Origin of the sequence: Sphingomonas sp. Leaf412 (assembly GCF_001425405.1) — a bacterium.
GTDB lineage: Bacteria > Pseudomonadota > Alphaproteobacteria > Sphingomonadales > Sphingomonadaceae > Sphingomonas.
This window is the reverse complement of the sequence record NZ_LMQP01000001.1, coordinates 761,383-781,851: the sequence shown is the minus strand read 5'-3', so window position 1 is coordinate 781,851 and position 20,469 is coordinate 761,383. Positions and strand designations below refer to the sequence as shown.

Annotated in this window: 15 protein-coding genes; 9 read left to right on the top strand and 6 right to left on the bottom strand. The window is 71.5% G+C overall.

The genetic code is table 11. The features are described from left to right. Positions 1–19: 19 nt before the first annotated feature. Both ASG29_RS03680 and ASG29_RS03675 read right to left on the bottom strand, forming a co-directional pair. Complete coding sequence (locus ASG29_RS03680; protein ID WP_055980214.1) at positions 20–892, bottom strand: SMP-30/gluconolactonase/LRE family protein; 873 nt, start codon at positions 890–892, stop codon at positions 20–22. Next, the gene (locus ASG29_RS03675; protein WP_055980211.1) at positions 892–2,682 is read right to left on the bottom strand and encodes an IlvD/Edd family dehydratase; all 1,791 of its coding nucleotides are present in this window, start codon (positions 2,680–2,682) and stop codon (positions 892–894) included. The genes ASG29_RS03680 and ASG29_RS03675 overlap by 1 nt, the downstream gene beginning before the upstream one ends. Positions 2,683–2,908: 226 nt before the next feature. Between ASG29_RS03675 and ASG29_RS03670 the strand changes: the two genes are divergently transcribed. From ASG29_RS03670 to ASG29_RS03660, 3 genes are read left to right on the top strand one after another with little or no spacing between them, the layout of a single operon-like run. Continuing rightward, complete coding sequence (locus ASG29_RS03670; RefSeq protein ID WP_162242929.1) at positions 2,909–5,812, top strand: TonB-dependent receptor; 2,904 nt, start codon at positions 2,909–2,911, stop codon at positions 5,810–5,812. Positions 5,813–5,829: 17 nt separating this feature from the next. Beyond that, positions 5,830–6,402, top strand: a complete 573-nt coding sequence (locus ASG29_RS03665; RefSeq protein ID WP_055980205.1) for a hypothetical protein — start codon at positions 5,830–5,832, stop codon at positions 6,400–6,402. Continuing rightward, complete coding sequence (locus tag ASG29_RS03660) at positions 6,399–7,367, top strand: family 43 glycosylhydrolase (RefSeq protein ID WP_055980202.1); 969 nt, start codon at positions 6,399–6,401, stop codon at positions 7,365–7,367. Before ASG29_RS03665 ends, ASG29_RS03660 begins: the two co-directional genes overlap by 4 nt. Positions 7,368–7,378: 11 nt before the next feature. Here ASG29_RS03660 and ASG29_RS03655 read toward each other — a convergent pair whose 3' ends face one another. Together ASG29_RS03655 and ASG29_RS03650 are read right to left on the bottom strand one after the other, a co-directional pair. Next, positions 7,379–8,128 carry a response regulator transcription factor gene (locus ASG29_RS03655; protein WP_055980199.1) on the bottom strand — a complete coding sequence of 250 codons (750 nt, stop codon included), beginning with the start codon at positions 8,126–8,128 and terminating at the stop codon, positions 7,379–7,381. 109 nt (positions 8,129–8,237) lie between these two features. Continuing rightward, the gene (locus ASG29_RS03650; protein ID WP_082515583.1) at positions 8,238–9,617 is read right to left on the bottom strand and encodes a sensor histidine kinase; all 1,380 of its coding nucleotides are present in this window, start codon (positions 9,615–9,617) and stop codon (positions 8,238–8,240) included. 292 nt (positions 9,618–9,909) lie between these two features. On the opposite strand from ASG29_RS03650, the gene ASG29_RS03645 reads away from it, so the two are divergent. Both ASG29_RS03645 and ASG29_RS03640 read left to right on the top strand, forming a co-directional pair. Next, positions 9,910–10,236, top strand: coding sequence for a hypothetical protein (locus tag ASG29_RS03645; RefSeq protein WP_055980196.1), 327 nt, complete (start codon positions 9,910–9,912; stop codon positions 10,234–10,236). A 174-nt stretch (positions 10,237–10,410) separates the two neighbouring features. Next, the gene (locus tag ASG29_RS03640; protein ID WP_055980193.1) at positions 10,411–11,370 is read left to right on the top strand and encodes a PAS domain-containing protein; all 960 of its coding nucleotides are present in this window, start codon (positions 10,411–10,413) and stop codon (positions 11,368–11,370) included. Between the two features lie 15 nt (positions 11,371–11,385). On the opposite strand, the gene ASG29_RS03635 is transcribed toward ASG29_RS03640, so the two are convergent. Next, positions 11,386–11,622 (bottom strand): PilZ domain-containing protein, encoded by a 237-nt coding sequence (locus ASG29_RS03635; RefSeq protein ID WP_055980190.1) that lies wholly within the window; start codon positions 11,620–11,622, stop codon positions 11,386–11,388. A 68-nt stretch (positions 11,623–11,690) separates the two neighbouring features. Further along, positions 11,691–13,745, bottom strand: a complete 2,055-nt coding sequence (locus tag ASG29_RS03630) for a FecR family protein (protein WP_055980187.1) — start codon at positions 13,743–13,745, stop codon at positions 11,691–11,693. 177 nt (positions 13,746–13,922) lie between these two features. Here ASG29_RS03630 and ASG29_RS03625 point away from each other — a divergent pair, with 177 nt between their 5' ends. The 4 genes from ASG29_RS03625 (at position 13,923) to ASG29_RS03610 (ending at position 20,419) form a co-directional block, all read left to right on the top strand. Continuing rightward, a complete protein-coding gene (locus ASG29_RS03625; RefSeq protein ID WP_235532748.1) occupies positions 13,923–15,569 on the top strand; it encodes a ShlB/FhaC/HecB family hemolysin secretion/activation protein in 1,647 nt (548 codons plus the stop codon). After that, a complete protein-coding gene (locus ASG29_RS03620; RefSeq protein ID WP_055980184.1) occupies positions 15,569–17,842 on the top strand; it encodes an EAL domain-containing protein in 2,274 nt (757 codons plus the stop codon). The genes ASG29_RS03625 and ASG29_RS03620 overlap by 1 nt, the downstream gene beginning before the upstream one ends. Before the next feature lie 400 nt (positions 17,843–18,242). After that, the gene (locus ASG29_RS03615; RefSeq protein ID WP_268796204.1) at positions 18,243–19,751 is read left to right on the top strand and encodes a tryptophan halogenase family protein; all 1,509 of its coding nucleotides are present in this window, start codon (positions 18,243–18,245) and stop codon (positions 19,749–19,751) included. Next, positions 19,748–20,419: a DUF6445 family protein gene (locus ASG29_RS03610; protein WP_055980176.1), complete on the top strand. Its 672-nt coding sequence runs from the start codon at positions 19,748–19,750 to the stop codon at positions 20,417–20,419. The genes ASG29_RS03615 and ASG29_RS03610 overlap by 4 nt, the downstream gene beginning before the upstream one ends. Positions 20,420–20,469 lie beyond the last annotated feature (50 nt).

Genomic DNA, 20,469 nt, shown 5'->3' with positions numbered 1-20,469 from the left:
CCGCGCCGGACGCATTCCCTCATCCCCCGAAGCGCATCGGCGGCAGCCCGCGGCAACCGGGATCGACCTCGAACAGGCAACCGCCCGCTTCCTCGTCCACCCCGTCCGCCGCCGACGTCACGAACATCCGGTCGAGCGCCGGACCGGCGAAGGTGCAGCTGGTGACCTGGCTGGCGGGCAGCGCGATGCGGCGGTCGACGCGCCCGTCGGGGGTGAAGCGCGTGACGCACGACCCGCCCCAGCAGGCGACCCACAGGCCGCCGTCGACATCGAACGTCATCCCGTCGGGATGGCCCCACCCGTCCTCGAACACCACGAACGGGGTGCGGTCGGCAAGCGAGCCGTCGTCGCGGATCGCGTAGCGGTAGATCGTGTCCCGCGCGGTATCGGTCTGGAGCAGGAACGCGCCGTCGGGCGACACCGCCGGGCCGTTGGGGATCGTGTAGCCGTCGTCGACGCGCGTCGCGGTGCCGTCGATGTCCAGCCGGTACAGGCTGCCCGTCGGCCGGTCGCAGGTGAACGGCATCGATCCCGCCCAGATGCGCCCCGCCGCATCCGCCTTCGCATCGTTGAACCGGTTGCCGTCGCGATCGTCCTCGGGCGCCGCGATCGGTTCGATCGCCAACGGATCGAGCGACAGGTGGACGAAGCGGCGGCCGATCCCCGCGACGAATCCGGGCGCCCCCGCGCGCTCGATTACCCAGCAGACGACGTCGGGCATGTCCCATGTCGCGACCGCTGCGTCGGCCAGCGACAGGCGGTTCAGCCGCCTGCCCAGGATATCGACCCAATATACCGCATTCTCGCGCGCCGACCACATCGGCCCCTCGCCCAGCGTATCGCGCCGGTCGCGCGCGATCGTACGGACGCTTCCGCCGGACGGGGGGCGCATCAGTGGCTGTCGCGCGGCAGGCCGCGGGTCTGCGCGATGCGCTGGTATTTCACCGCGGGTTCCAGCACCGCGCCGGTATCGAACTGCCCGACCAGCCGGCGCTGGATCTCCTGCCACGGGGTCTGCGATTCGGGCGCGAACTCGTCGCCGCCTTGGGTCAGCTCGCCCCGGCGCCGCTCGATCTCGTCCGCGTCGACCAGCATGTCCGCGGTGCGCGCGGTCAGGTCGATGCGGATGCGGTCGCCCGTACGCAGCAGCGCCAGGCCCCCGCCCACCGCCGCTTCGGGCGCGGCGTTCAGGATCGACGGACTGCCGCTCGTCCCCGACTGGCGCCCGTCGCCGATGCACGGCAACGCGCCGACGCCCGCGCGGATCAGCGCGGCGGGCGGGCGCATGTTCACCACCTCCGCGCCGCCCGGATAACCGACCGGCCCGGCGCCGCGGATGACGAGGATGGTGTTGTCGTCGATCCCCAGCGCGGGGTCGTCGATGCGGTGGTGGTAGTCCTCCGGCCCGTCGAACACGACCGCGGTGCCGACGAACGCCCCCGGGCTCGCCGGATCGCTCAGGTATCGCGCGCGGAACTCGTCGGAAATGACCGACAGTTTCATGACCGCGCCGTCGAACAGGTTGCCGCTCAGCACCGACAGCCCCGCATGCGTCCTGATCGGGTCGGCCAGCGGACGGATGACCTTCGTGTCGTCGATCTGCGCGGTCGCGACATTGTCCGCCACCGTGCGCCCGTTGACCGTCAGCGCGTCGCCGTCGAGCATGCCCGCGCGATACAATTCGCCCATCACCGCGGGCACGCCGCCCGCGCGATAATAATCCTCGCCCAGATACTCGCCCGCGGGTTGCAGGTTGACCAGCAACGGCACGTCCGCGCCATGCGCCTCCCAGTCCGCCAGCGTCAGCTCGACCCCGATGTGGCGCGCGATCGCGTTCAGGTGGATCGGCGCGTTGGTCGATCCCCCGATCGCGGAATTGACGCGGATGGCGTTCAGGAACGCGCTGCGCGTCAGGATGTCGGACGGCTTGCGGTCGGCGGCCACCATCTCGACGATCCGGCGCCCGCTTTCCCACGCCATCTCCTGCCGGTCGCGATAGGGCGCGGGGATCGCCGCCGATCCGGGCAGCGACATGCCCAGCGCCTCGGCCAGGCTGTTCATCGTCGTCGCGGTACCCATGGTGTTGCAATAACCGGTCGACGGCGCGGACGACGCGACCAGCCTGATGAAGCCGGCATGGTCGATCTCGCCCGCGGCCAGCATCTCGCGCGCCTTCCACACGATCGTGCCCGATCCCGTGCGCTCGCCCTTGAACCACCCGTTCAGCATCGGACCGACCGACAGCGCGATCGCGGGGATGTTGACCGTCGCCGCCGCCATCAGCGCGGACGGCGTCGTCTTGTCGCACCCGATCGTCAGCACCACGCCGTCCAGCGGATAGCCGAACAGCACCTCCACCAGCCCGAGATACGCCAGGTTGCGGTCCAGCCCCGCGGTCGGGCGCTTGCCCGTCTCCTGCAACGGATGCGTCGGGAATTCGAGCGGGATGCCCCCCGCCTCGACGATCCCCGCCTTCACCCGCTCCGCCAGCACCAGGTGATGGCGGTTGCACGGGACCAGGTCGCTGCCCGATTGCGCGATGCCGATGATCGGCCGCCCGGACTGCAATTCCTCCAGGCTGATGCCGAAGTTGAGATACCGCTCCAGGTACAGCGCGGTCATGTCCGGGTTGTCCTGGTTGTCGAACCAGGCGCGCGACCGCAGCCGTGTCGGCTCGCTCATGCCGCGCGAGCCCCGATCGAGTCGAAACGCTTCATCAAACCCTCTCCCGCGGCATCCGGTGCCACCGCACCCTAGCGGCCGTATCATTTGTCATACAAGAGCGATCCGCATCAAATCGAATATATCCTATAAATGTGTTGATGCGCGGCGGCAGGCGGATTACGGCAGTGATCGTATCGGACGGAAATCGGACGAAAAAATCCGCCGAAGGCACTGGGGAGGAAGTATGAGGGGTAAGGCATTGTTGTGCGCGTCGGCTTCGACGCTGGCCGTGTTGCTATGGTCGCCTGCGGCCGTCGCGCAGACCGAAACCGCGCCGCCGGTCGCGCCGGCCGCCGACGATGCGGCGCCCGCGGACCCGACCGCCCCGCCCCGTCGCACGCCGCTGGGCACCGCATCCGAAACGCCCAAGCCAACGACCGCGTCGGACCAGTCGGCGAACCCCTCCGCCCCCGCGCCCTACACGCAGGAAGCACCGACCGACGGCAGCGACATCGTCGTCACCGGCCTGCGCCGCAGCCTGGAATCGGCGCAGCAGCTGAAACGCAATTCCGACGGCATCGTCGATGCGATCGTCGCGGAGGATATCGGCAAGCTGCCCGACACCTTCGCCTCCGCCGCGCTGGCACGCGTATCCGGCGTGCAGGTCACGCGCGGCGGCGGCGAGGCCGCGGGCGTGCAGGTCCGCGGCCTTCCCGACCTGTCGACGACGTACAACGGGCGCGAGATCTTCACCGCCGAAGGCCGCTTCGTCCAGATCCAGGATTTCCCCGCCGGCACCGTCGCCGCGCTGGAGGTGTACAAGAACGGCACCGCCAACCTGGTGGAGGGCGGCATCGGCGGCCAGATCAACGTGCGCGGCCGGCGCCCGTTCGACTTCGACGGGTTCGAGATCTCGGGCTCGCTCAACGGCGTCGCCTGGGAACAGTCGGGCGACACGTCGTGGAACGGCAACCTGCTGGTCAGCAATCGCTGGGATACCGGCATCGGCGAGATGGGCCTGCTGGTGAACGCCAGCTACGTCGGCATCAACTTCCTCGATTCCACGCGCGAGCAATCGCTGGTCATCGGCACCACCAATGCCGGCAACGCGCCCGGCACGACGCAGGCGATCCGCTACCCCGACGCGCAGGGCCTGTTCTACGGCTACGGCGACCGGTTCCGCCCGTCCGCCAACGCAGCGTTCCAGTGGCGCCCGACGCCCGAGCTGGAAATCTACGTCGACGGCCTGTTCCAGGGCTATCGCGGCAAGGACGAGAACCGCTTCCTGTTCTTCCCGATCTTCGGCGGCCCCGACTTCCGCCTGACCGACGTCACGGTGCGCCCGGGCACCAACATCGCGCAAAGCGCGACGGTCAGCGGCGCGAACGCCCCCGACGGCTATTACGGTTCCGCCAACGGCAAGACCGACACGTACCAGTTCGGCGGCGGCGCGGTGTGGAAGCGCGACAATCTCCAGCTGTCGGGCGACATCGCCTATACCGACAGCACCTACACCTTCGACCTCATCAACATCGACCACGCCTTCGCCAGCTCCCCGGTGCGCAACGTGGTGTTCGAGGCCGACGGCGGCGACGGCGGCCCGTCGCTGAACTTCGTGAATTTCGACGTCACCAATCCCGCCAACTACCTCAGCCGCGGCTTCTTCCAGGAATATCTGAAGGTCGCGGGCAAGGACATCCAGTCGCGGCTCGACGCGCAATACGACTTCGACGGCGGGCTGCTGCGCCGCATCCAGGTCGGCGTGCGCTACAACGATCGCGACGCCAACCGCGATCGCGGCGCGCCGTACATCTTCAACCTGCCCGCGGGCATCCCGATCACCGCCCTGCCGGTGCAGACCACCAGCACGCGGCCGGGGTTCGACTATAACAACGTCTTCCCGGTCCGCACCTTCGCCGCGATCCCGTCGGAAAGCATCCGCGACAACCTCGCCGCGCTGCGCGCCTTCTACGGCGCGCCGGAGGGGCGGCCGGCGTTCAACCCGACCGAGAATTTCACCGCCAACGAAAAGGCCTATGCCGTCTACGCGCAGCTGAAATACGGCTTCGATCTGTCCGATACGATGGCGATCGACGGCCTGGTCGGCCTGCGCGCGGTGAAGACGAAGACCAGCATCAGCGGGTTCGTGCAGCAGGATACCGGGACCGGCCTGACCTTCTCGCCGATCACCGCGCGCAACGATTACACCGATTACCTGCCCAACGTCAGCGCGCGGGTGCAGTTCAGCCCGGAAGTGCAGCTGCGCCTGGCCTACAACCAGACGCGGACGCGGCCCAATTTCTTCGACCTCAACCCCACGCTCACCGTCGGCCCGCCGCCGCAGGTGCCCGCGGAATGCCTCGCCAATCCGGCGCTGCCGCAATGCAGTCCGACCAGCAACCTGCGCAGCGTGACCGGCGGCAACCCGAACCTGACTCCGCTGACGTCGGACAATTACGATGCCAGCCTGGAATGGTATTTCTCGCGCTCGGGGTCGCTGACCGGCGCCATCTTCCGCCGCGATGCGCGGGGATTCATCTCCCGCGTGGCGATCGCGCCGGTCGACGTCGGCTACGGCCCGTCGCGGCTCGACCTGCCGGAAAATACGGGGAAGACCCGGTTCCAGGGCGCGGAGGTGGCGTTCACCAGCTTCCTTGATATCGACGGCCTGCCCGACTGGGCGAAGGGTTTCGGCATCCAGGCGAACGGGACGTACATCGATTCCAAGGGCGACCTGGCCACCGGCCTTGCCGGATCGCCCAACGTGGCGGGGCGGCAGCTGCGCTTCAACGGCGTGTCGAAATGGGCGGGCAACCTGATCGGCCTGTACGAACGGCCGTTCTTCTCCGCGCGGCTGGCGTACAATTACCGATCCGACTTCGTGAACTATTACAGCGTCGAACCCCTCGACAACGGCGCCGACGGATCGCCGCGCACGCGCGGGCTGGTGGAACAGGGGCGCGGGCAGCTCGATTTCTCGACCACGGTCACGCCGGTGCCCAACATCACGGTCGCGTTCGACATCGTGAACCTGCTGGGCAATCCGCTGCGCCGGTATCGCGAGTTCAACGACGCCGGCGACGAATATGCGCGCCAGATCATCTATCTGGAACGCACCTATTCGCTCGGCATCCGGTTCCGCTTCTGACGATCGGGGACGGGACGATGCGACACTATTTCCGCGCCGCCATCCTCTGCCTGCCGCTCCTCGCCGTCGCGCCGACATCGTCGGTCGCGACGGCCCAGGGCGGTGCCGCCCCGCTCGGGGCCGCGGACCGGCTGGTCAACGATCCGCGGGTCGACGCGCTGCGCCCCTACGGCCTGGCGCTGCCGCCCGCGGTGCGCGCCGACAAGGGCGTGCAGTTCGGGAAGGCGCTGCGCTTCAAGCTGTCGGGCCATGCCGATTTCTGGCGCATCGGCGTGACGACGCCGACGACGCGTGCGATCCGGAAGGGGGATCGCATCGTCGTCGCCTTCTGGGCGCGCGCGACGGGCACCGACATGAACCTGCCCGGCCGCATCGGCCGGGTCCAGCTGGAGGAGACGCCGGTGGTCAGGGCATTGGTCGAGAAACCGTTCGAGATCGGACCGGAGTGGAAGATGTACCAGATGTCGGGACGCGTCGACCGCGACTACGCCCCCGGGCAGCTCAACGCCGCGCTGCATGTCGATGCGGCCAAGCAGGTGCTGGATATCGGCCCGGTGTTCGTCCTCGACTACGGACAGGATGCGTCGTGAGGCGCCCCGCCCCCCTCGCCGCGCTCGCGCTGCTGCTCGTCGCGTCCGCGGCGCGCGCGGACAATCCGCAGTTCCAGGGCGCGGACCCGCACGCCTTGTATATCGGCGACGAACTGTGGGTCTTCCCCACCGGCGGCCCCGGCGGCAGCTGGGAGGCCGATCGCTTCGGCGCCTTCTCGTCGCGCGACCTGAAGACGTGGCAGCCGCGCGGCGAGCTGATCCGGCGCGACCAGATCCCATGGATCGGCGACGACGGCGCGAAGGATCATTTCCTGTGGGCGCCCGGCGTCGCGACGCGCGACGGCAAATGGTATCTGTACTATTCCGTCGGCCCGCAGAACCCGACGCCCAGCCGCATCGGCGTCGCGGTCGCGGACCGGCCGGAGGGGCCGTATCGCGACAGCGGCAAACCCCTGGTGACGGGCGATGCGGGCAACGAACCCGGCGGGTTCGAGGCGATCGACCCGATGGTATTTGCGGATGCGCGCTCGGGCCGGACGTATCTGTATGCGGGCGGCAGCGCGGGCGCGACGCTGCGCGTGTGGGAACTGGCGGACGACATGGTCACCATCCGCCGGCAGGTGGCGGTGAAGCAGCCGCCGCTTTTCACCGAGGGGGCGTTCATGCACGAACGCAACGGCACCTATTACCTGTCGTACAGCCACGGCAAGTGGAACGGCCCGGACTATTCGGTCCATTACGCCACCGCGCGCTCCCCGCTGGGCCCGTGGCGCTATCGCGGTGCGATCCTGACCAGCGACGCACGGCATCAGGGGCCGGGGCATCACAGCTTCGTGCGCGCGCCGTCGGGCGAGTGGCTGATCGTGTATCATCGCTGGGAACAGGGGCCCGCGCCCGCGCCGCTGAAGGGCGAGCGACAGGTCGCGATCGACCGCGTCGCCTATGCGCGGGACGGCCGCATCCTGCCGATCGCGATGACCGACGGCGCCATCGCGACCCCCTGACCCGCCGGCGCCTATCCGCGCGCGACGTCCTCGTCGGCCAGCAGGCGGTAGCCGATGTTCCGCGCCGTCTCGATCACGTCGCCGCCGCCGCAGGCGTTCAGCTTCGCGCGCAGCCGGCTGACGTGGGTTTCCAGGATCTTCGTCTTCGGATCGAAACGATAGTCCCACACGCGCTCCAGCAGCACCGCGCGCGGGACCGCGATGCCCGGCTGCTGCGCCAGTTCCAGGAGGAAGCGGAACTCGCGCGGTTGCAGCGTCACGGTCGTCCCGTGCCGCCGCACGACATGGCGCGCGGTATCGATGTCGATCGATCCGACGCGCAGGATCGGTCCCGGCGAACGATACGCCGCGCCGCGGACCAGCGCGCGGACGCGCGCCAGCAGTTCGGCCAGCGCGAACGGCTTGACCAGATAGTCGTTGGCGCCCGCGTCCAGCCCGTCGACCCGTTCGCCGACGCTGTCGCGTGCGGTCAGCATCATGACCGGCGTGGACGTATCGTGCGCGCGCAACCGCCGCAGCAGGTCCATGCCGTCCATGCCCGGCAGCATCCCGTCCAGCAGGATCGCGGCGACGTCGCCGCGCAGCGCACGCGCAAGGCCGTCGACGCCGTTGTCCGCGACGACGACCTCGAACCCGCCGTCGCGCAGGTAGGGCGCGACCTCGCCCGAAACGGCGGCGTCGTCCTCGATCAGGAGGACGCGGACGGGCGCAGGCGCGCCGTCGATCGTCGCGTCGGCGCCGCAGGTGACGGGTTCCGGCATGGTCTCTCCTGTTCGACCGGTCATTCCGGCGACGTCGTTATCGGGCACCAGCCGTCAACGTAGGCTGAATCGGTCGTTCATGTCCCGTTCGCCGCGCACCCCGGCGCGGTCATGCCGCGGGAAGGACGATCGTCACCTCCAGCCCCGGCGACCGGCGCGCGGCGGCCACGGTGCCGCCATGCGCCTGGACCACCGCCTTGACCAGGCTGAGGCCCAGGCCGTGCCCCGCCTCCGTCCGCGCGCCGTCCAGCCGGACGAAGCGGTCGAAGATGCGGGCGAGGTCGCGATCGTCGACACCCGGCCCTGTGTCGCGCACGGTCAGCACCACCGCACCGCCGTCGGTGCGCAGGTCGACCTGCGCATCCGATCCGCCCGCGGCGTGGCGCAGGACGTTCTCCAGCAGGTTGACGACCGCCGCCGCGATCTGTCCCCGATCCCCCATCACCACGCAGTCGTGATCCGACCGCACCCGCAGCGCGATGCCCGCATCCTCGAACACCGGGCGCATCGATCCCGTGACGTCCAGCACCAGCGCCTCCAGCTCCACCGGCTCGACGCGCGCGGCCGGCGCGCCCTCGATCTCGGCGATGCGCAGGATGGCGTTGAACATCGCCACCAGTTCGTCCAGCTGGACGATCGCGGCACGGATCGCGGCATCCGCGCCCGGTCCCCCCGCCGCGCGTTCCAGCCGCAGACGGATGCGCGTCAACGGCGTGCGCAGGTCGTGCGCCACGTCGCCCGTCACCTGCCGCAGGTTCGCCATCAGGCCCGCGATACGGTCCAGCATCACGTTCAGCGCCAGGGCGGCGGTGTCGAACTCGTCGCCATGGCGTCCCACCGGCACGCGTCGCGCCAGGTCGCCGCCGATCACCGCGGTCGCCGTCCCGACGATCGGGGACAGCCGCCGGTCGATGTAGCGCGCCAGCAGCCATCCCATCGCGGCGCAAAGGATCGCGATCGACACCAGCGACGCCAGGAACAACCACCCGATCGCCTGCTGCGCCATCAACAGCGGGCGACGGTTTCCCGCCACCATCAGGCGATCGCCGCCCGGCAGCGCGATCGTCAGCAACCGCGCCGGATCGCCGCCCTCCACCGCGTCGGGGAGGACGGCGTCGGCCCAGCCGGGCGCGGGCATCGGCCAGTCGCCGCGCCCGGCGATGCTGCGTCCGTCGCGGTCGTACAGCGCCAGGCCGATCGCCCCGGCGCCATTGTCCTGCTGGCGGCGCATGGCGGCGACGACGGCGGCGCGACCGCCGCGCCGCGCCGCCGCGACCATCGCGTCGCCGGCGGCGACGATCCGCCGATCCAGCGCCTGCGACATGCCCGCCCGGGTGGCGGCCACCAGCCCGCCGCCGACGACGAGCGTGGCCGCCAGGAACAGCGCCGCCGCCGTGACGGCGATCCGCGTCCCCGCGCTGCGCCGCAGCCCGGCCCCCCGCCCGCCGCCCGCAAGCAGCGCCTCCCGCTTCATGTCCGTCCCCCGCATCCCGCGGGGTCATAAATGCCCGTGTCGATTCAAAAGGATACAAATTCCCAACCTTTCGGCGAAGCGGAACCGGCGGAGCGGCCCCGCGTCTGCACAGGACGGAGGGGATCGAATCATCGGCGTAACGAACCACGCCCGGTCCGTCGCGGTCGCCGACGGCGCCCGCACCCTCCCGACAGTGATCGGACGCCGCGAAGTAGGCGGCATCCGCAACGCCGGCGTTCACGCCGCGGCCCGCGTGCCGTGACCGCCGGCGTATTTCGTAACCCCGCAAGGGAACAGGGAGAGTGACATGGCCGATTACAGGACGAACGACGGGGACCGCGTCGAGGTTCGCCGCAGCGGTGCAGGCCGGACGATCGCGATCATCCTGGTGGTGGTGGCGGCGATCGTCGCGATCCTGTTCGCGACCGGATTCTGGTCCGCGAACGTGAAGGAAGGCGCCCTTCCCGACGTCGACGTCAGCGCGAAGGGCGGTGCGTTGCCGAAGGTCGACCTGGATTCCAAGGAAGTCGTCGTCGGCACCAAGGACACCACGGTGGCCGTGCCGAAGGTGAAGACGGAAGAGGAATCGATCGCGGTTCCCGTCGTCGGCGTGAAGGACAACGGCGAGAAGTGAGGCATCGGGCGGCCCCCTCGCGGGGCCGCCGATGTTTTTGGCGCTTGAGTCGCGGCGCACGCGCGATCATGCGGGCGCACGGTCCTGCCCTGCGGAGCTGATCCGGATCGATTCGACGGCGCCACCGGCGCGTCGGACATTCGGGCAGGAACCGGTGGAAGGGGAAGACGCGCGATGGACGACGAAGCGGCGGGAGGGATGATCGACGACCGGCCGGCGTTTCTCGCCACGGTGCTCGACCAATCGCACGACTGCATCAAGCTGCTGAGCCTGGACGCGGTCATCCGCTACGTGAACCGGCAGGGTGCGCTGGCGATCGGCGTGGCGTCGCCGCGCGACCTGGTCGGCCGGCCCTATCTCGCGCGGTGGCCCGCGGACCTGCACCCGGCCGTGAACGATGCGCTCGACGCGGCGCGCGCGGGTGGTCTGGGCCGGTTCACCGGATGCCGCCCGCGCCCCGACGGCCTGCCGGGCTGGTGGGACGTCACCGTCAGCCCGGTCCGCGCCGCGACCGGCGACATCACCCATATCGCCACCATCGCGCGCGACAAGACCGCGGAGGTGATGGAACACGACCGGGTGCAGGCGATCAGCCTGGAGATGCGGCATCGGCTGAAGAACGCCATGACCATCGCGTCCGGCATCGTCACCCTGTCCGCCGCCGGACGCCCGGACGTCGCCGAATTCGCGCAGGAGATCGTGGCGCGTCTGGGCCATCTCGCGTCCGTCCAAAGCGCGATCCTCGATCCCGCGTCGGACGGCAGCCTGGTCCGGATCGTGCCCGCGCTGATCCAGGCGTACGGCGAACGCACCGCGCTCGATTTCGGCGCGCTGCCCGACGTCAGGCTGGGGCAGCAGGCGTTGCAGGCGCTGGCGCTGTCCTTCGGCGAACTGGCGACGAACAGCCTGAAATACGGCGCGCTGCGCCATGGCGGACGCGTGCGGATCGACGGCGTCCCGCGCGACGGCATGGTGGAGATCACGTGGCGGGAGGAAACGCGGTTCGGCGCCGCCCGGCCCGACGGCCAGGGGCTGCACCTGATCGAGCGGCTGATCCGGACCGCGGGGGGCGGTTTCCGGCGGGAGGTCGATCCGGACGGGATGCGCGCGACGATCGTCCTGCCGGTCATCTGACCGCGTCGGGGCGGATCAGAAGCAGCGGCGGACGTCGGAAGGGGTCAGCGGGCGCGAGAAGCGCAGGCCGACGCGCGACCCGATCCGCCAGCACACGACCGCCGCCTGATCCAGCTGGTCCGATCGCAGGCAGACGTTGGTCGCCGCGCCCAGATCGCCGACGCAGTCGATCATCGCACCCGCGGTGGACAGGTTCAGGATATGACACCGCTCCGACACGGCCCCCACCGTCAGGCTGGCGATGCGAAACACCTTCCGGCGATTGTCGTGTCGCTGGTCCGGGGAACCGCCCAGGGCCGGGACGGGCGCGCGCGGGGCGCTCAACCCTTCTTTCCCTTCAGCAGCTCTTCCAGCTTCTTCGCGGCCTCTTCCGCCGCCTTGCCGGATTCCTTCACCGCCTGCTCCGCGGCCTTCGCCGCCGCCTGCGAGGCTTCCTCGGCCAGCTTCTGCGCCTCGCGGGCGGCCTTCTCCTGCGCCTTGGCGGCGTCCTCCGCGGCCTTCGCAGCGGCCTGTTCGGCTTCCTTCGCCGCCTTCTCCGCCTCCTTCGCCGCCTTGTCCTGCGTGGCGCGTTCGACCGCCTTCGCCGCCTGCTCGGCCTCCTTCGCGGCCTGTTCGGCGGCATGGTCGTGCGCCGCCTTCTCCGCGTCGCGGGCGGCCTTCTCGGCGGCGGCGCGGGTGGCGTCCTCCGCCGCCTTCGCCGCCTTCGCCGCGGCCGCTTCGGCTTCCCTGGCCACGCGCTCGACCTCCTTGGCGGCATCCTTCGCCGCCTTGTCGGCGGATTCGCGCGCCGCCTTCTCGGCGTCCTTTGCCGCCGCCGCGGCCTGATCGGCGGCGGCCTTCGCCGCATCGCGCGCGGCCTTGTCGCTTTCGGCACGCGCGACCGCCTCGGCCGCACGCGTCGCCTCTTCCGCGGCGCGCGCGGCGTCGCGTGCCGCCCGGTCCGCGGCGGCGCGGCTGTCGTCGTCCTGCGCCGCCGCGACCGCACGGGCGGCGACGTCGGCGGCGATGCGTGCCGCCTCGCGCGCATCGTCCTTCTGCGCGGCACGGCGCGCGCGCTCGGCCTCGGCGGCGGCGGCGTCGGCCGCGGCACGTTCCGCCTCCGCGGCGCGCTGGGCCGATGCCGCCCCGGCGCGGTCGACCGCGGCGCCGTTGTCCGCGGCGGCACGCGCGGCGTCCGCGGCGGCGGTGGTCGCGGCGGCGGCGGCGGCGGACGATTCGGCCTGCGCCTGCGCGCGTGCCGCCGCAGTCGCGATCCGCTCCGCCTCCGCACGATCGGCCCCTTCGGCGGCGGCGGCGGCGGTGCGCGCGGCGGCGTCCGCGGCGGCGGCGGCCGCCGTCTTGGCCGCCATGCTCTGTTCCTGTCCGGTCTGCGCGTGCGCGGCGTCCTCCGCCGCCTTCGCCGCCGCCGCGGTGGCGGCCTGCGCGGCCTCGCCGCTCTGCACGCTCGCCGTCGTCGCGGCGGTCGCGGCGACGTCGCTGCGATTCGCCACCTCGGTTGCCGCCGCGGACACCGCCTGCGCGGCGACGATCGTGGTCGCGGCCTCGACCGTGCGCACGGCGGTCGCCGCCGCCTCGGTCGCGATGCGCGTCGCATTCCCGACCATCGCGACATCGCCGCCGATCGACCCGGCCACCAGCCCCCCGGTCGTCGTCGTCAGCGAGGCCGCCGGGGCATAGACCGCATCCACCAGCGCCGCCGGGGCGGGATCGGCGACGGCCGCGATCGCGACGATGGCAGGTTCGACCGGCGCGGCGGCGACCGGCACGGCCGTATCGGGCACCGGCGGCGCGATCGGGGCGGCGGGCGACTCGATCACGCGCGACCGCCCCGCATCCTCCACCGTCATGCGGTAGCGGTTGCCCGCGGACACCATCGCGATCGCCCCCGGCGTCACCAGGTCGCGCGCGCCGCCGTCCAGCGTCGCGACGTCGACCGCCCCCTCCAGCACCTGGACCGACGTGCCCGTGTCGGACACGCCGACGGAGAAGGTCGTGCCCTTCACCACGGCGGCCAGATACGGCGTCTTCACCTCGAAATGCGGCGTCATCTTCTTCTTTATCATGAACACCACGTTCCCGAATTCCTCGATCACGCGCGTGACGCCGGTCGCCTGCTGCTCCGCGGGCAGGCGGAGGCGCGAGGCGGGGGCGACCATCATGAATTCGGTGCCGCGCACCAGGACCGCGCGACCGCCGCGCCCCGTCGTCACGACGTCGCCCGCGCCGATCGCCAGCCCGCGGGTCGCGATCTTGCTGACGCCCTCGCGCGCGATCGTGACCGGCCCCGACGCCTCGCTGATGGTCCAGCCGACCGGGCCGGCGAAGGCGGCGGAGGAACAGGTGGCCGCCAGGACGGCGAGGATGGGCCGGCGCATCGTAATCTCCCACGGCCCGGCAACGGCCGTTCCGAGCGCAGAGAGGTGACGCAGGGGCGTTGCGATCGCGTTGCGCGACGTGATGAAAATCGGTTAACCGCGAAGGCGTCCTCCTAACCAAATGCAAAGCATTGGCCGACTAGGCCGGCCGCGGGATTTCACCGGGCAGGACAGGTAATGGCGCGTTCGATGGCATGGGCGGTAGTGGCCGCGATGCAGACGGGGACGGTGGCCGCGCAGGTGCCGCTGGACCGCGCCGATCCGACGGTGGTGGAACGCGCGCTGCCGCAACCCGTCGTTCCGTCGGACGACGGCGCCGTGCGCGTGACGATCGCGCCGCCCGCTGCCGCCGCGTCCGCGCCCGTCACGGGCGTGGTGCGCGCGATCACCGTCGTGGGGCAGGACCGGCTGGGCGCGGCGGTCTTCGCCGATGCCATCGCCCCCGTCATCGGCCAGCCGCTGACCCGCGACGATCTGTCGCGGCTGGCGGGCGCGGTCGCGGACGTGGCGCGACGCCGCGGCTATCCGTTCGCGACCGCCGCGGTGGAGCCGCAGTCGCTCGCCGGCGGCATCCTGCGCGTGACGCTCGACCTGGGCCGCATCGACGCGGTGCGCGTCGTCGGCGCGCGCAACGCGGCGGCGGACCGGATCCTGGGCCGCGCGCTCGCGACGGGCGCGCCGATACGGCAGGGATCGATCGAACGCGCGCTGCTGCTGGTCGGCGACCTGCCCGGCGTGCGGGTGGTATCCAATCGCTTCGTGCGGCAGGACGGGTTCGGCATCCTGCTGGTCACGATCGAGGACGACCGCGCCGCCGCCTTCGTCCAGGTCGACAATCGCGGCAGCGACGAGGTCGGGCCGGTGCGCTCCACCATCCTGGCCAGCGTGCGCGGCGTGGCGGCGGCGGGCGACGAACTCGCCACGATCGTGTCGCAGACGCCGTTGCAGCTGTCCGAATTCGCCTTCCTGCGCGCGCGCTACGCCGCGCCGGTCGACGCCGCCGGAACGGTGGCGACCCTGTCGGGTTCGGTCGCCCGGTCGCGGCCCGGCGGGGCGCTCGCGCCGCTGCGCGTCGTCGGGCGCAGCGCGGACGCCGCGGTCGGCATCCAGCATCCGCTGCTGCGGCGGCGCACGCGCAGCCTGTGGGCGGGCGCCGAGCTGCGCACGCTGGGGTCCCAGCAGGACGTGTCCGGGCAACGCCTGCGGCGCGACCGGCTGACGACGCTGGCGGCGACGCTGACGGGGAACGCGGCCGACGTCGCCGGGGGAACGCTGCGCGGCGAGATGGTCGCGACGATCGGCCTGCCGCTTGCGGGCGCGACGCGCGAAGGGTCGCCGACCGCCTCGCGCAGCGACGGCGACGCGCGGTTCGTGACATGGGCCCTCGCCGCCGACTGGACGGTGGCGCTGGGCGGACCGTTCAGCGTCGTCGTCGCGGGCGCCGGGCAACTCGCCTCGCGCCCGCTGCTGGCGGCGGCGGAGATCGGCGCGGGCGGCCCGGGCTTCGGCCGCGCCTACGACTATGCCGAACGCACCGGCGACCGCGGCGTGCTGGGCTCGGTCGAGCTGCGCGCCGATGTCGGGCGGATCGCGAACAGCGTGGTCGATCGGTCGCAGGTGTACGGCTTCGTCGACGGCGGCACGGTCGGCAATCTGCGCGACGGGATCGGGGGCGGGACGATCGCGTCGACCGGCGCGGGCGCGCGCATCGGCACCGGCCGCCTCGACTGGCTGGCGGAGATCGCGCTGCCGCTGAACGCGGACCGGTTCGACACCGGGGATCGCCGCCCGCGCATTTCCGTGCGCCTGTCGCGGGCATTCTGATGCGGGTACGCAGTTCGCGGATCATCGTCGCGGCGGTCGCGGCGCTCGGCCTCGCCGCGATGACCGGCACGGTCGGCGGTCCGGTGGAGCGCGCGATCGAGCCGCTGCGCTTCGCGATGACCGGCAAACAGGCCGGCGGCCGCACCGTCGTGGTGGAGATGGACGCCGACAGCACGGCGTCGATCGGGCGCTGGCCCTGGCCGCGGCGCCATTACGCCGCGCTGGTCGACCGCCTGCGCGCCGCGGGCGCCGCGACGATCGTGTTCGACGTCGACCTGTCCGCCCGCTCGGACCCGGCGGACGATGCGATCTTCGCCGCCGCGCTGGCCCGGTCCGGCGGCCGCGTGACGCTGCCGACGTTCGGCCAGCAGGCGAGCGCGAGCGACCGCCGCCACCTGGACGCGCTGCCGCTGCCCGCGTTCCGCGACCACGTGTCGCTGGCATCGGTCAGCATCGCGCCCGACGTCGACGGGCTGGTGCGCGACATGCCGCTGGCGACGATGACCGCCGGGGTCCCGCGACCGTCGCTGTCCGCGTTCATCGCCGCGCGGCGGGGCACGGTGGACGCGTCCTTCCCGATCGACCTGGGCATCGATCCGGCGTCGATCCCGCGGCTCGGCTTCGTCGCCGCGCGGGACGGCCGGTTCGATCCCGCCGCGGTGCGCGGGCGCGACGTCCTGGTCGGTGCGACCGCGATCGAGATGGGCGATCGCTATGCCGTCGCCTATCGCGGTGTCCTGCCCGGCGTGGTCGTGCAGGCGCTGGCGGCGGAGACGCTGATCGCGGGCGTGCCGTCGCGCGGCACCGCGGTCGTCCCGTTCCTGCTCGCGCTGCTGGCCGCGATTCCCGTCCTGCGCGCGCGCCGCGTCCGCGTCGCCGCCGCGCGCCTCGCGGTCGCGATCGCGGCGCTGCCGGCCGCGGTCGTCGCGGCGCAGCACTGGCTGCTGATCCATTTCCCGCTGGCGTTGGGCATCGTCATGCTGCTGGGGCTGGGCACCCTGGTCGCCGCGCGCGACGTGGCGCGCCGGTTCCGCGACGGCCGCCTGTGCGACGAGGCCAGCGGCCTGCCCAATCACCGCGCCTTCGCCGCGCGGGACGTCGGCACCGATGCGTCGGCGGTCGTGGCGGTGATACAGATCACCAATCTGGAGGCGCTGTCGGCGGTGCTGGGCGCGGAGGGACTGGCGCAGGCGATCGTGCGGACCGCCGACCGCCTGCGGCTGGCGAGCGCGGACGGCCGGGTCTATCGCGTCCGCAGCCATCACCTGGCGATGATGCTGCCCACCAGCCAGCCGACCGACGACACGCTGGCGGCGTTGCGGGCGGTGCTGCTGGAACCGGTGGAGGTCGCGGGGCGCAAGGTCGACGTGGCCATCGTGGTCGGCGTGGCGGATGCCGGCGACCTGGCGGGCGCGGCGCTGGCGGCGGAACAGGCCGCGCGCGACGGCACGTTCTCGCACCATGATTCGACCAATCGCGAACGGCTGGAACGGTCGGTGTCGCTGATGGGCGAGCTGGACGAGGCGCTGGCCGCGGGCGCGATCGAGGTCCATTACCAGCCCAAATTGTGCCTCGCGACGAACCGCATCACCAGTGCGGAGGCATTGGTGCGCTGGCGTCATCCGACGCGCGGGTTCATCCCGCCCGACACGTTCATCCCGCTGGCCGAGCAGGCGGACCGGATCGCACCGTTGACGCTGCATGTCCTGTCCACCGTCCTGCGCGACGTCGCGCGCTGGCGCTGCGATGGCCACGCCATGACCGCGGCGGTCAACATCTCGGCGCGCCTGCTGTCCTCCGCCTCCTTCAACGACGCGGTCGACGACCTGCTCGCCCGGTCGCCCGTCCCCGACGACGCCCTGGTGTTCGAGGTCACCGAGTCCGCCACCATGCTCGATCCCGCGGCGGCGATCGCGGCGCTGCACGATTATCGTGCGCGGGGAATCGCGGTGTCGATGGACGATTACGGCACCGGTCAGTGCACGCTCAGCTACCTTCGCCAACTGCCGCTGAGCGAGCTGAAGATCGACCGAAGCTTCGTCCAGCACGCGCATGAGCGGGAGGAGGATGCGGTGCTCGTCCGCTCCACGATCCAGCTGGCGCATTCGCTGTCGCTCAAGGTCGTGGCCGAGGGCGTGGAGGATGCCGCCAACCTGGAATTCCTCCGCGCCAGCGGCTGCGACTATGCGCAGGGCTATTTCATCCGCCGCCCGGTGCCCGTCGCCGAGTTCCTCGCCTTCGCCGCCGGTACCGCCAGTCGCCGGGCGGCGTAGGCAACGCGGTCGGCCTGCCCGCGGGCCTTGCCGGGTCAAGCGAGGGGTCGACGGCCGGATCACGCACAACCGCGCCAGGGGCATGCGTTTCCTGCGCCGCGAACGACGCGCGGACGACCGTCGCGTGGCATCGGACGGTCACGCATCGCTGTCCTACATCGCCGCAACCGGCTATGGTCCGTCCACGCTCTTTGCCATCGTGATGTCCGCTCGCATCGTCGCGCCCGATCCGGCGCCCCCATGGGGAGGGATTGCACCCCCGACGTGGTGTCAACTTCGTCAACTTCCGCGCCCCGGTCCCGCCTGCCGACCGCCACCGGCGCGGGTTTGCGTGGACGAACATTCCGACTGAATGTCGCTCCACCCTATGGTACGTCCCGGCGGCACGGGAGGAAGAAGGTTGAACGAATCCACCGGACGCATCCGCCGTATCGTGATCCTGGGCGGCGGGACCGCGGGATGGATGACCGCGGCGGCACTGTCGGCCAGTTTCGGGCGGACGCCGTCGATCACTTTGCTGGAATCGGAGGAGATCGGCACCGTCGGCGTCGGCGAGGCCACGATTCCGACGATCCACTGGTTCAACGAACTGGTCGGGCTGGACGAGGCCGACTTCCTGCGCGCGACGAAGGCGACGTTCAAGCTGGGGATCGAATTCGTCGGCTGGCGCCGCCCGGGGCATCGCTACTTCCACCCCTTCGGCCGGTATGGCGCGACCCTTCCCGGCGTCGCCTTCCACCACCGCTGGCTGAAGGCGCGCGCCGACGGGCTGGACCTGCCGCTGTCCGACCTGTCGCTCGCCACGCGGCTGGCGGCGGAGAACCGCTTCGCGAAGCCGCAGGGGGAGGCGCGGTCGATCCTGTCCACCCTGGGCTACGCCTATCATTTCGATGCCGGCCTGTACGCCCGCCACCTGCGCACCCGGGCCGAGGAGCGCGGCGTGACCCGCGTGGAGGGGAAGCTGCGCGACGTCGAACGCGGCGACGACGGCCGCGTCACCGCGCTGGTGACGGAGCGCGGCGAGCGGCTGGAGGGCGACCTGTTCGTCGATTGCTCCGGTTTCCGCGCGCTGCTGATCGGCGGGGCGATGGGATCGCGGTTCGAGGATTGGTCGCACTGGCTGCCGTGCGACCGCGCGGTCGCGGTGCCCAGCGCGCGGGTGGGGGAAACGACGCCCTATACCCGCTCCACCGTCCGCTCCGCGGGCTGGCAATGGCGCATTCCGCTCCAGCACCGCACCGGCAACGGCTACGTCTATTGCAGCCGTCATTGCTCGGACGACGAGGCCGCGGCGACGCTGCTGGCGAACCTCGACGGGGCGGCGCTGGCCGAACCGCGGCACCTGCGCTTCACCGCGGGCACGCGCCGCGCGCCGTGGGTGGGCAACGTCGTGGCGATCGGCCTGTCGTCGGGCTTCCTCGAACCGCTGGAATCGACCTCGATCCACCTGATCCAGTCGGGCATCGCGAAGCTGCTGACGCTGTTTCCCGACGCGGACATGGACCCGGCGCTGGCGGCGCGGTTCAACGCGCTGTTCTCCGCGGACATGGACGGGATCAAGGATTTCCTGATCCTCCACTATCACGCGACGCAGGGGCACGACGATCCGCTATGGCGCGAATGCCGCGCGATGCCGCTGCCCGACACGCTGCTGGCGCGCGAGGCGCAGTATCGCCGCTCGGGCCGCATCATCCTCGACGCGGACGACCTGTTCCGGGAGGCGAGCTGGCTTGCGGTCCTGAACGGTCAGGGGATCGAGGCGACGGATTACAATCCGCTGGCCGACGCGCTCGACCCCGCGACGAACATCGCGCAGGTGCGGCAGGTGGCGGACGTGATCGCCCGCGCCGCGCCGACGCTGCCCCGCCACGACGACGCGCTCGCCGCGATCCTGGGACACCCGGTGTGACCGCGCCCGACATCGTCGCGCGCATCATCGGGGAGGAGGCGCAGCCCGTCGTGGTGGTCGACGGCTTCCACCCCGATCCCGACGCCCTGCGCGCCGCCGCGATCGCGACCCCTTTCGGTCCCGCGCACCACCATTATCCGGGCATTCGCGCGGCCCTGCCCGACGATTACCTGACGCAGGTGCGCGGCGTCGTCGCCCTGATCCTGCGCGACGCGTTCGGGGTGCGCGCCGCCGTGGATGTGATCGACGCCAGCTTCTCGATCGTGACGACGCCGCCTGATCGGCTGACCGTGCCGCAGCGGTTGCCGCATGTCGACGCGGTGGCGCCGGGGCGGATCGCGTTGGTCCATTACCTGTCGCCCGGCGGCGGCGACGGCACCGCCTTCTTCCGCCACCGCGCGACCGGATACGAAACGATCGATGCCGCCCGCGCCCCCGGCTATCACGCCGCGCTGAACCGCGAGATCGCGACCGATCCGCCGCACGGCTACGTCCACGACGACACGCCGCTGTTCGCGCGCACCGCCTTGGTGGAGGCGCGCTACAACCGCGCGGTAATCTACCGCAGCGCGATGCTGCACTCGGGCGCGATCACGCGACCCGACACGCTGCCCCCCGATCCCGCGACCGGCCGCCTGACCGTCACCGCGTTCCTTTCCGCGCGATAACGTCTCCTCCGTTCGTCCTGAGGAGCTTAGGACCGATCGACATTTAATTT